Source organism: Kitasatospora sp. NPDC001539, assembly GCF_040298565.1.
Taxonomy (GTDB): Bacteria; Actinomycetota; Actinomycetes; order Streptomycetales; family Streptomycetaceae; genus Kitasatospora.
This window is the reverse complement of the sequence record NZ_JBEPAK010000196.1, coordinates 1-13,304: the sequence shown is the minus strand read 5'-3', so window position 1 is coordinate 13,304 and position 13,304 is coordinate 1. Positions and strand designations below refer to the sequence as shown.

16 protein-coding genes are annotated in these 13,304 nt (G+C 74.3%); 6 read left to right on the top strand and 10 right to left on the bottom strand.

The features are described 5' to 3' along the window. Positions 1 to 131: 131 nt before the first annotated feature. The 3 genes from ABT247_RS25270 to ABT247_RS25260 all read right to left on the bottom strand — a co-directional run bounded on the left by ABT247_RS25270 (position 132) and on the right by ABT247_RS25260 (position 3,141). Positions 132 to 809 carry a uracil-DNA glycosylase gene (locus ABT247_RS25270; protein WP_350746197.1) on the bottom strand — a complete coding sequence of 226 codons (678 nt, stop codon included), beginning with the start codon at positions 807 to 809 and terminating at the stop codon, positions 132 to 134. A gap of 144 nt (positions 810 to 953) precedes the next feature. Further along, on the bottom strand, positions 954 to 2,222 hold the full coding sequence (locus ABT247_RS25265) for a low temperature requirement protein A (RefSeq protein WP_350746194.1): 1,269 nt from the start codon (positions 2,220 to 2,222) through the stop codon (positions 954 to 956). Between the two features lie 139 nt (positions 2,223 to 2,361). After that, on the bottom strand, positions 2,362 to 3,141 hold the full coding sequence (locus ABT247_RS25260) for an HAD-IIA family hydrolase (protein WP_350746191.1): 780 nt from the start codon (positions 3,139 to 3,141) through the stop codon (positions 2,362 to 2,364). 167 nt (positions 3,142 to 3,308) lie between these two features. Here ABT247_RS25260 and ABT247_RS25255 point away from each other — a divergent pair, with 167 nt between their 5' ends. Next, entirely contained in the window at positions 3,309 to 4,397 is a 1,089-nt protein-coding gene (locus ABT247_RS25255; protein WP_350746188.1) for a Gfo/Idh/MocA family oxidoreductase, read from the top strand. Between the two features lie 36 nt (positions 4,398 to 4,433). Here ABT247_RS25255 and ABT247_RS25250 read toward each other — a convergent pair whose 3' ends face one another. Both ABT247_RS25250 and ABT247_RS25245 read right to left on the bottom strand, forming a co-directional pair. Then, a complete protein-coding gene (locus ABT247_RS25250; RefSeq protein ID WP_350746185.1) occupies positions 4,434 to 4,856 on the bottom strand; it encodes a type II toxin-antitoxin system VapC family toxin in 423 nt (140 codons plus the stop codon). After that, complete coding sequence (locus ABT247_RS25245; RefSeq protein ID WP_350746182.1) at positions 4,849 to 5,133, bottom strand: type II toxin-antitoxin system Phd/YefM family antitoxin; 285 nt, start codon at positions 5,131 to 5,133, stop codon at positions 4,849 to 4,851. Before ABT247_RS25245 ends, ABT247_RS25250 begins: the two co-directional genes overlap by 8 nt. A gap of 125 nt (positions 5,134 to 5,258) precedes the next feature. On the opposite strand from ABT247_RS25245, the gene ABT247_RS25240 reads away from it, so the two are divergent. Both ABT247_RS25240 and ABT247_RS25235 read left to right on the top strand, forming a co-directional pair. After that, positions 5,259 to 5,552, top strand: coding sequence for a DUF6412 domain-containing protein (locus ABT247_RS25240; protein WP_350746179.1), 294 nt, complete (start codon positions 5,259 to 5,261; stop codon positions 5,550 to 5,552). Between the two features lie 143 nt (positions 5,553 to 5,695). Further along, positions 5,696 to 6,397: a YidC/Oxa1 family membrane protein insertase gene (locus tag ABT247_RS25235; protein ID WP_350746176.1), complete on the top strand. Its 702-nt coding sequence runs from the start codon at positions 5,696 to 5,698 to the stop codon at positions 6,395 to 6,397. An 82-nt stretch (positions 6,398 to 6,479) separates the two neighbouring features. Here ABT247_RS25235 and ABT247_RS25230 read toward each other — a convergent pair whose 3' ends face one another. Continuing rightward, positions 6,480 to 7,169: an HAD family hydrolase gene (locus tag ABT247_RS25230; RefSeq protein WP_350746174.1), complete on the bottom strand. Its 690-nt coding sequence runs from the start codon at positions 7,167 to 7,169 to the stop codon at positions 6,480 to 6,482. A gap of 136 nt (positions 7,170 to 7,305) precedes the next feature. Continuing rightward, positions 7,306 to 7,872: an NUDIX hydrolase gene (locus ABT247_RS25225; protein ID WP_350746171.1), complete on the bottom strand. Its 567-nt coding sequence runs from the start codon at positions 7,870 to 7,872 to the stop codon at positions 7,306 to 7,308. Between the two features lie 373 nt (positions 7,873 to 8,245). Here ABT247_RS25225 and ABT247_RS25220 point away from each other — a divergent pair, with 373 nt between their 5' ends. Beyond that, entirely contained in the window at positions 8,246 to 9,013 is a 768-nt protein-coding gene (locus ABT247_RS25220; RefSeq protein WP_350746168.1) for a CDP-alcohol phosphatidyltransferase family protein, read from the top strand. A 57-nt stretch (positions 9,014 to 9,070) separates the two neighbouring features. Here the strand turns inward: ABT247_RS25220 and ABT247_RS25215 are convergent, their stop codons facing one another. Beyond that, positions 9,071 to 9,421 carry an ArsR/SmtB family transcription factor gene (locus tag ABT247_RS25215; protein ID WP_350746165.1) on the bottom strand — a complete coding sequence of 117 codons (351 nt, stop codon included), beginning with the start codon at positions 9,419 to 9,421 and terminating at the stop codon, positions 9,071 to 9,073. 109 nt (positions 9,422 to 9,530) lie between these two features. Here ABT247_RS25215 and ABT247_RS25210 point away from each other — a divergent pair, with 109 nt between their 5' ends. Both ABT247_RS25210 and ABT247_RS25205 read left to right on the top strand, forming a co-directional pair. Next, positions 9,531 to 10,520: a quinone oxidoreductase family protein gene (locus ABT247_RS25210; protein ID WP_350746162.1), complete on the top strand. Its 990-nt coding sequence runs from the start codon at positions 9,531 to 9,533 to the stop codon at positions 10,518 to 10,520. Positions 10,521 to 10,730: 210 nt separating this feature from the next. Then, positions 10,731 to 11,567 carry an NmrA family NAD(P)-binding protein gene (locus ABT247_RS25205; RefSeq protein ID WP_350746159.1) on the top strand — a complete coding sequence of 279 codons (837 nt, stop codon included), beginning with the start codon at positions 10,731 to 10,733 and terminating at the stop codon, positions 11,565 to 11,567. Between the two features lie 73 nt (positions 11,568 to 11,640). Here the strand turns inward: ABT247_RS25205 and ABT247_RS25200 are convergent, their stop codons facing one another. Both ABT247_RS25200 and ABT247_RS25195 read right to left on the bottom strand, forming a co-directional pair. Next, positions 11,641 to 12,195, bottom strand: coding sequence for a GNAT family N-acetyltransferase (locus ABT247_RS25200; protein WP_350746156.1), 555 nt, complete (start codon positions 12,193 to 12,195; stop codon positions 11,641 to 11,643). A 364-nt stretch (positions 12,196 to 12,559) separates the two neighbouring features. Further along, positions 12,560 to 13,069, bottom strand: coding sequence for a GNAT family N-acetyltransferase (locus tag ABT247_RS25195; protein ID WP_350746153.1), 510 nt, complete (start codon positions 13,067 to 13,069; stop codon positions 12,560 to 12,562). Positions 13,070 to 13,304: the final 235 nt, after the last annotated feature.

Here is a 13,304-nt window from a genome sequence, read left to right as displayed (position 1 = left end):
TACTTCCCTTCTGTCGCCCCCCCCCGCCCGCCCCCCGCCACGGGGGCCGGGCCGCGGGGGGCCCCCCGGGCCCACGGGTCCGGCGTCAACCCCGCTTCGGATCCGGCGTCAGCCCTGCTCCGGGCCCGGCGTCAGCTCTGGTTCAGGTCCGGCACCCGCCAGTCGATCGGCTCACCGCCGAAGCCTTCCAGTGCCGCGTTGATCTGCGAGAACGGCCGGCTGCCGAAGAACAGCTTGGCGGACAGCGGCGACGGGTGCGCGCCCTGCACCACCACGTGCCTGGAGGTGTCGATCAGCGGCAGCTTCTTCTTGGCGTAGTTGCCCCACAGCACGAAGACCACCGGCTCCTCACGCGCGCTCACCGCCTTGATCACCGCGTCGGTGAACTTCTCCCAGCCCTTCGCCTTGTGCGAGTTGGCCTCGTGGGCGCGGACCGTGAGCACCGCGTTGAGCAGCAGCACGCCCTGCTCCGCCCAGTGCATCAGGTAGCCGTTGTCCGGCGTCGGGACGCCGAGGTCGGCGTGCAGCTCCTTGAAGATGTTGCGCAGCGAGGGGGGCGTCCTCGTCCCGGGCAGCACCGAGAAGCTCATCCCGTGCGCCTGGCCGTCGTCGTGGTACGGGTCCTGGCCGAGGACGAGCACCCGGACCTTCTCGTACGGGGTGGCCTCCAGCGCGGCGAACTCCTGGCCGCTCGGCGGGAACACCTGGTGCTGCGCGCGCTCGGCCGCCACGAAGGCCTCCAGCGCCGCGAAGTACGGCTTCTCCGTCTCGGCGCCGAGCACCCCGCGCCAGGACTCGGGCAGCTCCAGCCCGCCACCAGCGCCGGCCTCGACCACGCCCGCCCCGACCGTGTCCGCCTCGACCGTGTCCGTCACGACTTCTACCTCCCACACCGCGGCTGCCGCGCCGCCTGCCCTCTTACACACCGAACGCTACACAGCCCCACTGACAGCTCACTCCACGGAAGCAGCCCGGCGGTCCGGAGCACCCGCCGCAGCGGCGTCCGAGCCCGCGGCCGCCGCGCCGACCGGGCCCGCGGCCGGACCCGCGGCCGGACCGGCGTCCGCAGCGCCGGCCGGGCCCGCAGCGGGAGCTGTGCGCGGAGCAGCGGCCGCGGCCCGCACCACCCGGGCGTGCTCCACCGCGTTGAGGACCACCAGCAGCCCCGCCAGCGTCCCCAGCACCGCCAGCGCCGGCAGCCGCACCACCGCGGGCAGCAGGCCCAGCACCACCACCGCCGCAAGGATCCGGGTGGTCGAGACCTGACGGAACATCATCCACCGGGTGTAGCCGAAGGTCAGCAGGTAGAGCGCGCAGCCCCCGTACAGCAGCGCCACCGACCCGCCGCCGAGCGCCTGCCGGGGCCCGGCGACCGTCTCCGCGAAGCCGACCGCGACCGCGATCACCCCGGCAGCCAGCGCCAGGTGCCCGTACTGGAAGATCCGCCGCACGACGTCCCGCCGCGAGTCGGTCACCTCGACGGCGTGCCGCATCGCGTCGGCCGCGAACACGAAGTACTGCCACCACAGGCCCGCCGAGATGGTGAACGCCGCGGCGACGGCGGCGAGTTCTGCCGCGTCCAGTCGGGCGGCGGCGGCCGGGGCGCCGATCCCGACGATCGACTCGCCGAGCGCCACCAGCAGGAACAGCCCGAACCGCTCCGGCATGTGCGCCGGGTGGTACGCCACCTGCGCGAGCCGCCGCCGGAACACCAGCGGCGCGGCGAGGTCGCAGCACGCGGCCACCGCCCACAGCGCCGGCCGCGGCCCGTCCGGCAGCAGTCCGCCGACCAGCAGCAACGGCCCGCTGACCAGCACGCCCACCCCGTACGGGCCGCGCCAGACACCGGGGATGCGGACCAGCAGGAGCAGCAGCACCACCCGGGCCAGCCAGTAGGCGGCGCCCAGCAGCAGTCCCCGCCGGCCGTACGCGCCCGGGATGGCGAGCGCCATGAACAGCCCGGCCAGGCCGACCAGCAGGATGCCCAGGCGGTCACGCGGGTTGTCCACGTCCCGGATGTTGGCCTGCACGGTGGTGCCGACCCAGCACCAGTACACCGGCACGAACACCACCAGCGCCCGGACCAGGCCGGTGGGGTCGTGCTGGTGGTGCAGCAGCCCGGAGACCTGGGTGATCGCGAAGACGAACACCAGGTCGAAGTAGAGCTCCGCCCAGGTGACCCGCTTCTCTCCCGCCCCCTGCGCCTCCCCCGCCGTACCCATCCGCGCCTGCCTCCCACCCCGCGACCACGACCACGACCACGACCACGAGCTCGACCACGACCACGACCACGACCCGCGCAACGCAGCGGCCCCGCCCCGGCGCACGGCCGGGACGGGGCTCGCGACAGCACCGCAGAGGCTAGACCAGGTCGACCAGGTCCGCGATCGACTTGACCACCCGGGTCGGCCGGTACGGGAAGCGCTCGATGTCGACGGCGGAGGTCAGCCCGGTGAGCACCAGGATGGTCTCCATGCCGGCCTCCATGCCCGCGACGATGTCGGTGTCCATCCGGTCGCCGATCATCACGGCGGTCTCCGAGTGGGCGCCGGCGGTGTTCAGCGCCTCGCGCATCATCAGCGGGTTCGGCTTGCCGACGAAGTACGGGTCGACGCCGGTCGCCTTGGTGATCAGGGCCGCGACCGAGCCGGTGGCCGGCAGCACGCCCTCCGTGGAGGGGCCGGTCTCGTCCGGGTTGGTGCAGATGAACCGGGCGCCCTGGTTGATCAGGCGGATCGCCTTGGTGAGCGCCTCGAAGGAGTAGGTCCTGGTCTCGCCGAGGACCACGTAGTCGGGGTTGTTGTCGGTGAGGACGTAACCGGCCTGGTACAGCGCGGTGGTGAGCCCGGCCTCGCCGATCACGTAGGCGGTGCCGTTCGGGCGCTGGCCCGCGAGGAACTTCGCGGTGGCCAGGGCGGAGGTCCAGATGCACTCCTCCGGCACCTCCAGGCCCATCCCGGCCAGCCGGGCGCTGAGGTCGCGCGGGGTGTAGATCGAGTTGTTGGTGAGGACCAGGAAGGGCTTGCCGGACTCCCGCAGCCTGCGCAGGAACTCCTCCGCGCCGGGGATCGGCGTGCCCTCGTGGATGAGGACGCCGTCCATGTCGGTCAGCCAGGACTCGATGGGCTTGCGGTCTGCCACGTGCGTGTCTCCCGAAGTGTTGCAACGTCTTGCGTCGTGCGTGGGCCCTGACGCGGCACAGCCTAATCCGCACGTCTGGCCGACGGCAGTACGTCCCACCCGGCGGACGCGGTGGCCGCCCGGCGGAAACCGGGAGCAACCGGGCGCCTCGTGATTGAGTAGGCGGCATGAACCCGCAGACCTCCCGCCTCCTGCCCGACCGGCCGCTGCGCGTCGGCCTGATCGGCTACGGCCTGGCCGGCTCCGCCTTCCACGCCCCGCTCATCGCCACCACGCCGGGGCTGCGGCTGGACGCCGTGGTCACCGCCAACCCGGAGCGCCGCGAGCAGTTGCGGCGCGAACACCCCGACGCCCGCGCCGTCGACACCCCCGAGCAGCTGCTCGCCGACCGGGACGCGCTGGACCTGGTCGTCATCGCCTCCCCCAATCGCACCCACGCCCCGCTCGCCCGCACCGCCCTGGAGGCGGGCCTGGCCACGGTGGTGGACAAGCCGCTGGCCGCCACGGCCGCCGAGGCGCTGGAGCTGTGCCGGCTCGCCGAGGACCGGGGCGTCCTGCTCTCGGTCTTCCAGAACCGGCGCTGGGACGGCGACTTCCTCACCGCGAGCCGACTGGTGCGCGGCGGCGCGCTCGGCCGGGTGCACCGCTTCGAGTCCCGCTTCGAGCGCTTCCGCCCCAAGCCCAAGCCGGGCTGGCGCGAGCTGGCCGACCCGGCCGAGGTCGGCGGCACTCTCTACGACCTGGGCAGCCACCTGGTGGACCAGGCGCTGACGCTGTTCGGGCCGGTCGAGACGGTGTACGCGGAGATCGACGTGCGCCGCGACGGAGCGGTGGTGGACGACGACGCCTTCCTCGCGCTCACCCACGCCTCCGGCACCCGCTCGCACCTGTGGACCAGCGCGATCACCCCGCTGGTCGGCCCCCGGCTCCGGGTGCTCGGCGACACCGCCGGGTACGTCAAACACGGCATGGACCCCCAGGAAGCCGACCTCCGGGCGGGCCTGCGCCCCGACGGCACCCGGCCGTGGGGCGCCGACCGGCCCGAGCTGTACGGCACCCTGGGCAGCGACGAGGCCCCGGTCCCGCTGCCCACCGACCCGGGCGACTACCCGGCCTTCTACGCCGGCATCGCCGCCGCCCTGGCCACCCCCGGGACCCCGCCCCCGGTGGACCCGCGCGACGCGGTGGCCGCCCTCGCCGTCCTGGAGGCCGCGCGCGCCTCGGCGGCCACGGGCACGACGGTCCGGCTGGACTGACCGGCGGCCCGGACCGGCCGGCCGCGCCGGCCGCCCTCACACCCCGATGACCTCCACCGCCGAGCCCAGGCCCCGGAAGTCCGACACGTTGCGGGTGTACAGCGGCAGCCCGTGGGCGGACGCGACGGCGGCGATCATCAGGTCGATCCGGCGCGGGCGCGGCTGCCGTCCGGCGGCGATGGTCAGGGTGACCAGCGTCCCGTAGCGGGCGGCGGCCGCGGCGTCGAAGGGCAGCGGGTCGAAGTCGGCCATCGCCGCGCCCAGCACCTCCAGCCGGGCCGCGCGGCTGACCGGGTCCCGCGCCATCGAGACGCCCTGCTGCAGTTCGGCGAAGGTGATCGCGGTCAGCTCCGGCACGGCCGGCAGGTCGGCGGGGTTGAGCAGCGCCAGGTCGATGTACACGCAGGTGTCCAGCACCCCGGCCGGCCGCCGCCGGGACGCCCTTCGGCGCTCAGCCACGCGGCCGCTCGAACGGGTCGTCGCCCTCGTCCCCGACCAGTTCCTCGGGCCCGAAGTACTCCTCGGCCTCCTTGCGCAGCTGCTGGTAGTCCACCCGCGGCAGCTTCACGTGCCGCGCCACCAGCTCCTCCGCGCTGAGCCGGCGCCGCCCCGACACCGGCCGGAGCTCCGCGACCTCGACCCCGTTCCTGGTGATGTGGAAGGTCTCGCCCGCCTCCACCGCGTCCATCACCGCGGCGGAGTTGTTCCGGAACTCCCGCTGGGTAATCGTCTTCATGGATCCACGGTAGCCCCGCGTAGCACCGCTGGCTACAGCACCGGGCGGCGGAACGGGAACCCGCCAGGCCGTAGGATCGTCCTGCTGAACGTCAGGAACCGGGAACACACCGAAGGGAGCGGGCCATGGGCGTCGTCGCGATGCTGCTGGGGCTGCTCCGGGTGCTGACCGGGGAGCTGGTGACCGAGGGCGGCGCGCTGGCGTCCGTCGCCGCCGTGGCGGCCGTGGTGCTGGTCGCCGGAGCGGTCGCGGGGGCACTGGCCGGGGCGCGGCTGTCGGGCGCACGGGCGCCCGCGGTGGTGCGCAGCGGAGTGCTGCGCCGTCGGGCCTTCGGTACGGCGTTCCTTCCGCAGCGTGATCCGGACGCCCGGGGCAGGCGACGTCCCAGGGCGCCCGGAGCGGCCCCGGCGGCCGCGTAGATCCGCAGGGCCCGCGCCGTCGAGGCGCGCGGCTCGCACCTGCCCGCAGGTTCCCTCGTACGTTTCGTCTTCGCGCGTACGACCTTCGCGGCCGTCCTCCGCCGATCACTCGTTTCCTGAGACCCCGGAGGGCTCGCTTCACCATGTCCGTTCTCGCTGTTCTCGACCCGGCCGTCGCCGTCGCCCACGCCGCGGTCTCCGCCTTCGCGCACGTACTGCCGACCGCGCTGGCGATCGTCCTGTTCGTCCTCGCCGTCCGGCTCTGCCTCCACCCGCTGGCGCGCGCGGCGGCACGCGGGGAGAAGGCCCGCGCGAAGCTCGCGCCGAAGGTCGCCGAACTGAACAGGAAGCACAAGAAGGACCCGGAGAAGGCACGCGAGGCGCTCGCCGAGCTGTACCGGAAGGAGCAGGTGTCACCGTTCGCGGGATGCCTGCCGATGCTGGTGCAGATCCCCTTCTTCTCGGTGATGTACCGGCTCTTCACCACGCCGAACGACCTGCTGGACCACACCCTGTTCGGGGTGCCGCTGGGCCTGCACGCCGGGAACGCGCACGGCGCCGGGCAGTTCGCGGTGATCGGGCTGCTGTACGCCGGGCTGGCGGCGGTCGGGTACGTCAACTACCGCCGGGTGCGGCGTGCGGCGGCGGCGCCGGCGGCGCAGACCACCCCGCAGCCGGGCGCGGCGGTGCTGCCGTACCTTTCGTTCGCCTCGGTGCTGTTCGCGGTGCTGGTGCCGGTGGCCGCCGCGCTCTACCTGCTGACCACCAGCGTGTGGTCCGCCGCCGAGCGGGCCTGGCTCTACCGGGGCGGGGTGGCCGCCCCGGCGACGGCCCTCGCGGTCTGACGGGTCCGGCGTCGTCCCGCCCGGGAGCCGGGCGGGTTCCCCGCGGGTCCCGGCGGTCCCGCGGGGTGCACCGGCGGAGCCGTCAGAAGTGGCCCAGCAGCTCCGGGAAGGCCTTGAGCTGCAGCGTCACCTCGTCCGGGCCGATCTCCTCGTGCTCCAGCACCCAGGTGTGCTCGTGCGGGATGAACACCGTGCGCAGCCCGGCCCGGCGGGCGGGGGCGATGTCGGACTTGGGCGAGTTGCCGATCATCCAGGTCCGCCCAGGGTCGAGGCCGAGCTCGGCGGCGAGCCGCCGGTAGGTGTGGACCGTCTTCTCGGCCACGATGTGGATGCCGCGGAAGTGGTGGTCGATCGTGGAGGCCGCCACCTTGGTGCGCTGCTCGACCTGGTCGCCCTTGGTGAGCAGCAGCAGGTGATGGCGTTCGGCGAGCGCGGCCAGGGTGTCGGCGACGCCCGGGATCAGCTCGACCGCGCCGCGGTCGGTCAGCGGGACGAGCAGTTCGTCGATCCGGGCCAGCTCTTCGGTGGTGGGGGCGCGGTCGGCGCGCAGCTGCCGGAGGCAGTCCACGAGGCTCTGCCGGAAGACGGTCGCGCCGTAGCCGAGCGCGGCGGCGTTGGCGGCCTCGATCCGGTCGAGCAGGGCCCGGGCCGCCTCCCGTCGGCCCGGGTCGGCGGCCCAGTCCAGGAAGTTGTCGATGACCCGCTCGAAGAGGACGTTGTTCTCCCAGAGCGTGTCATCGGCGTCGAAGATGAGGACCTGGTCGGTGTGCATCGGGGCCTTCCGGCGGACGGGGCGGGAACGGGGAGGGACGGGACGGACGCGGGGGCGCGGCGGAACGGCGGCACGGCGCGGGGGCACGGTGGAACGGAGGCACGGCGCGGGGTGCGCGGCGGGGCGGGAGGCCGGCTCAGGAGAGCAGGCGGGCGGCCCGGTCGAGGGTCTCGCGGAGGTTCTCCTCGGTGGTCCGCTTCCTGGCCTCCTCGATGCCCAGCCACTCCAGCGGGGAGGCCGGGTTCTCCGGGCGGGCGTCGTCCGGCGTACCGGTGGCCAGCAGGAAACGCAGGTCGGCGTGCTCGTGGGCGGGTTCGACGGGCGAGGCCGGGACGGGCACCACGGCGAGGTGGACGAGCGCGGCGTCGGGCCACGGCGTGAGGTCCGTCAGGCCGGTCTCCTCCAGCCCCTCGCGCAGCGCGATGTCCAGCGGCAGGGTCTCCCCCGGGTCGCCGTGGCCGCCGACCTGCAACCAGGCCTGTTGGCGGACGTGCCAGCGCAACAGGACCCGGCGGGTCGGCGGGTGGACGATCAGGGCGGAGGCGGTGAAGTGCAGCGGGGTGCTCCGGTCCCACGGGTCGGGGGCGCCGACCAGGGCGCGGGCCCGGGCGAGGTCGGCGGTCTCCACCGGGCCCTGCGGCCGGTGGTCGTCCAGGAGGCGGGACAGGTCGGGGCCGTGCGGTGCGGCGCTGGTGGTCGCCATGGCTCTGCGCTCCTCGTTCCGCTCCGGGGGCGGCGTCGGACCTCGTCGGACCGCTCGGACCGCGTCAACCGGCGTGCGGCGACCGGTGTGCGGGACGGGCGATCGGCCCCGGGGCTCGGGTTCCGGTGGGCCCGCGAAGCCTAGCCCGGGGCGCTTCGGGGCGCCCACCGATTTTCGACCGCTCACCCCCGGCCCACCGGTCTCCGCACCGCCGCTCCCGCCGTCCCCGTCACCGTCGCCCGGCTGCCTCCGCCACCGGCGCTCCGCCCGCCCGTCCACCACCCCGCTTCGCCCGGGAAGGGGCGGGTCCGAGCGGCGTTTCGGAGGCCGTAGCCTGTGGTGATCGTTTCGGGACAGGTGGAGGGATGTCGTCATGGTGGCTGCTCCGGCACTCGCCGAGCTGCGCGAGGTGTGCCAGCCGCAGGCCAAGCTGCAGAGCCGCAACGGGGAGCACTGGGCCGGCCGGCTGTACATGCGGGCGGTCTCGCTGCGCACCACCCGGCAGTTGGTGCGGACCTCGGTCTCGCCGAACACCCTGACCTGGGTGATGGTGGTGTGCGGGGTCGGCGGCGGCGCGGCCCTGCTGATCCCCGGGCTGACCGGGGCCGTGCTGGCGGCGGTGCTGTTCCAGCTGTTCCTGCTCTTCGACTGCGTCGATGGCGAAGTGGCCCGCTGGAAGCGCCAGTTCAGCATGGCCGGAGTGTACGTGGACCGGCTCGGCGCCTACCTGGCGGACGCCGCGCTGATGATCGGTGCGGGTGTGCGGGCGGCCCGCGGCGGGTCGGAGCTGTGGGTGTCGGCGGGCCTGGCCGCCGCGCTGGGCGTGGTGCTGCTGAAGGCCTCGACGGACCTGGTGGACGTGGCCCGCGCGCGCAGCGGACGGCCGCCGGCGGACGAGGAGTCCACCCAGCCGCGGTCCCAGGGCATCGCGACGGCCCGCCGGCTCGCCTCGATATTCAAGATCCACCGGGTGACGAACGGCATCGAGGCCTCCCTGGTGCTGCTGGCGGCGGCCGCGGTCGACGCCGGGCTGGGCCACCTCGGCGCGACGCGGGCGGCGCTCGCCGGGATCACGGTGATCACCTGGGGGATGGTGGTGGCGCACCTGGCGTCGATCCTCTCCTCCTCGCGGCTGCGCTGATCCCGTCCCCCTCGCGGCCGGGCTCACGCCCCTTGTGCGGCCCCCTCGCGGCCGGGCTCACGCCCCTTGTGCGGCCCCGTCGTTGCGGGCGAGCGCGGCGAGGACCGTGTCGAGCAGCCCCGGGAAGCGCCGCTCCAGGTCGACCACGCGCAGCGCGGAGAACCGGCGGTTGGCCTCCTCGCGCTGGGTGATCACGCCGGACTCGCGCAGCACCTTGAAGTGGTGGCTGAGGGTGGAGGGCGCGACGTCCACCGGGAAGGTGCCGCAGGCCCGTTCCGGTTCGCTGCGCAGGATCCGGACGATGGTCATCCGGGTCGGGTCGGACAGCGCGTGCAGGACGTCGTAGAGGTCGATCTCCTCGGGAGCGGGGTGCGAGAGCTCCGGCCGACGGCGGGTACTGCGAGGCATGACCAACCTCCCATCTGCGATGTTCGACATCCGTCGAAAGTGCGTGGTAGCAATGGCACCGACGGCAGTTTCGCCGTTCGTCGAACATCGTAGTCGAGGGGGCACGACCGTGCGCGCACTGGTGATGACCGCACCCGGAGGAGCCGAGAACTCCGAGGTCCAGGAGATCGGGACACCGCACCCCGGCCCCGGCCAGGTGTCGATCGACGTCGCCTGGGCCGGGCTGAACTTCGTGGACGTGATGACCCGCCGCGGCGACGCCGCCTACGCCTCCGGGTGGCCGTACCGGCCGGGCAAGGAGGTGGCCGGGACGGTCCGGGAGCTCGGCGAGGGCGTCACCGGCCTCGCGGTCGGCGACCGGGTGGCGGCCGCGCCGGTCGGCGGCGGACTGGCCGAGGTGGTCGTCGCCGAGGCCGTGCTCACGGTTCCGGTCCCGGACGGCCTCGCACTCGGCGCCGCGGCGGCCGCCCCGCTCGGCCTCGCGACCGCCGTCCTGCTGCTGACCGACGCGGGCCGGCTGACCACCGGGGACACCGTCCTGGTGCACTCGGCCGGCGGCGGCATCGGCAGCGCGATCGCCCAGCTGGTCCCGCTGCTCGGTGGCGGCGGCACGCTGATCGGCACGGTCGGACGCCCGGAGAAGGCGGCGAGCGCGGCCGGGCAGGGCTACGACCACGTCTTCGCCCGCGACGCGGAGCTCGCCGACGCCATCCGCACCGCCACCGGCGGTCGGGGCGTCGACCTGGTGCTGGACCCGTTGGGCACCGCCGCGCTGGAGCTCGACCTCGACGTCACCGCACCCGGCGGCCGGATCGTCCTGTTCGGCAACGCGGGCGGCGGCGCCGTCGACGACCTGCCCCCGCTCGGACGCCTGATGGCCGGAAACCTCTCCGTCACCGGCTTCAGCCACCGCTTCCTCGCCGCCACCGCCCCCGAACGCCTCGCCCGTGCCATCCGCACCGCCCTCGACCTCCAGGCGAACAGCGGCCTGAGCATCCCGCTCACCGAACTGCCGGGCCTGGAGGCCGTACCGGCCGCGCACGACGCGATGCAGGAGGGCCGGGCCACCGGCAAGTACGTGGTGCGCGTGACGGGCTGACGCGGCACGGCTCGGGCGCGCGGACCGGGCGCGTGGACCGGGCGCGTGGACAGGGCGCGTGGACAGGGGCGCGCGGATCGGGCGGCCGGATCGGGCGGCCGGCTCCACCGCCCCGGCCCGGTCGGGCCGTCGCGCGGAGGGGCCGGTCGAGCACGTGACCAGCCGTCAGCCATCGGGCATAGGGCGGCCCCGCCAGGTGTTCGGACCGGCATGGACAGGATTCTGGTGATCGGCGCGAACGGCAGTGTGGGCAGGCACGTGGTGGCCGGGCTGGCCGAACGCGGTTACGCGGTACGGGCCCTGGTGCGGGACGGCGCGTCGGCGGCACTGCCTCCGGGGGTGGAGGTGGTACGGGGTGACCTGGCCGCGCCGGAGAGCCTGGTGGCCGCGCTGAGCGGCGGGGTGGCGAGCGTCTACCTGATGTGGCCCGCGATCCCCGTGCAGCCGCGGGTCGTGGAGCTGATCGCGGAACACGCCGAGCACGTCGTCTACCTGTCGACGGACGTGGCCGATCTCGCGGACGACGAGCAGCCCGTGGTCCACCACCAGGAGGTCGAGCGGCTGATCCGCAAGTCCGGCCTGCGCTGGACCTTCGTCCGGGCCATCGACTTCGCGGGCAACACGCTCCACTGGGCCGACCAGGTGCGCCAGGGCGTCGTCCGCTGGCCGTACGGCGCGGCGCGCCGCTCGCTGATCCACGAGCGGGACATCGCGGACGTGGCCGTCGCGGCGCTCACCGAGAAGGGCCACGACGGCGCCAAGTACGTGATCACCGGCCCCGAGTCGATCGCCCAGGCCGACCTCGCGCGGATCATCGGCGAGGAGACCGGCACCGAGGTGCGCTGGGAGGAACTGGAACCGGAGACGGCCCGCGCGCAACTCACCGAGGCCTGGGGGAACCCGGCGTTCGTGGACGCCCGGTTGCGGGCCTGGGAATCGTTCACCCGCGAGCCGGAGCGGGTGACGGACACCGTCCGGGAGGTGCTCGGCCGCCCGGCGCGCAGCTTCCGCTCGTGGGCCCGGGACCACGCGGAGGACTTCCGGTAGCGGCTCGGCCGGGTCCGCGTCCGGCGTCGGCCCCCGAGCCCGACGGGCTCCGCGGGACGACGCCGGACGCCGGTCAGCCGCGGGAGACCGCCAGTTCGAGCTCCCGGCGCGTCTCGTCGCCGGGCACCGGCACCGACGCACCCGAGGGCTCGAAACCGGCGCGCAGGTACATCGCCCGGGCGCGTGCGTTGTCCTCGTGGACGAACAGCCGCACCCGCTCGACGCGGGGCTCGGTGAGCGACCACGACCACTCCTGCGCGGCCCGGACGAGTTCGTGGGCCAGGCCGGTGCCGCGTGCCTCGGGGCGGACGTAGAAGGCCACGAGCTGCGTCTGCGGGACCTCGATGACGTCGCCGCCGACGGCCCCCTGCCCACCCGGCCGCTCGACCAGCACGGTGATGCTGCCGAGCCAGCGGCCGTCCTCCGCCTCCGCGACGAGCTGCCGCACGGAGTCGCTCTCGGCCGCGCCCTCGGTGCGGTCCTGCCAGAACCCGTCCGGCCTGGCGGCGGCCTTCTCGTACGTGTCCAGGAAGGCGATGCCGGCGACCGGATCCCGGAGGGAGTCCAACCTGATCGCCTTGACCCGCTCCCACTCGTCGGTCCGTACCCGTCTGATGCTGGTTCCCATCGCACGATGATCACCGCGTCCGGGCGCCCCGGCAACCGATTTCGGGGCCGCCCGGCGGGGCCGGCCCGACCGCTTCCCCCCGCGCAGCACCGACGGCAGCGCGGCCCTTCGGGCGGCCCACCGCCCCGGTTCGCCGCAGGGGTGCTGAGCTGCTAATATTCTTCTCGTCGCGAGGGAGATGATTCCTCGTCAGGCGTCAGCGGTGCTACCAGAGCACGTCCTACTTTCAGTAGGAAGAGTCCGTGCAACCCGGGCCTGGCGCTCCACTGTCGGACGGGGTCCGGTGCCTTCACGGGCGCCGGGCCCCGTTCGCGTTGCCACGTCCCCGGCCGAATGAAACCCGGCCGGGGTTCGGCAACCGGGCTCAGGCGGCCGGGGCTGAGGCCGCCGGCAGGGCCATCCAGTCCTGCCAGGAGATGTCGCGCCCCAGGTAACGCGGCGTGCGGAAAGGCCAGTCGGTGGCGATCCACTGCGGCACCAGGGCGTCCAGTGCCTCCTCCACCTCACTGCCGACCAGGTCGTCCACCACCCACCAGGAGATCTCGCCGTCGGCCCCGGTCCGCTCCGGCGGATCGATGTAGACGCAGCCGAGGACGGCCGTCTCGGCGCGGTCCAGCAGGACGTAGTTGAAGGACTGGTGGGCGGCTATCTCCCGCTCGTGCCGCGCCAGGTCGATCCGGTCCTCCTCGAAGGTCATGGTCTCCTGCGGCCAGCCCCAGGCCGGGCCGTAGATGCTCCACAGCCGCTCGCGCGAGCCCATCACGGCCGGGTAGTCGAGGGCGGTGTCGGTCTCCCTGATCGGCCTCAGGTGGTACTCGGCGTCGAGCAGCGGAACGTGGACGGGATGGACGAAGTCAGCAGGCAGCCAGGTCATGGCGCCGAGACTAGCCAAGGTCGGGTGCCGGGCTCCCGGTATTTCCCGGCGCCGGCGCCGCGCCCGGACGCCGCTACCACGTGCGGCCAGGACGACGGGCATCGACCGCCGCTGACGCGCGGGTGACACCACGACGGCCCGGGCGGCGGGGTGCTCCCCCCGCCCCGGCCCGGGGGGCTTCCGGCCCTACCCCCCTCCCCCCCGGGAGTAGACCCGCCCCGACCCCAGGTAGCCG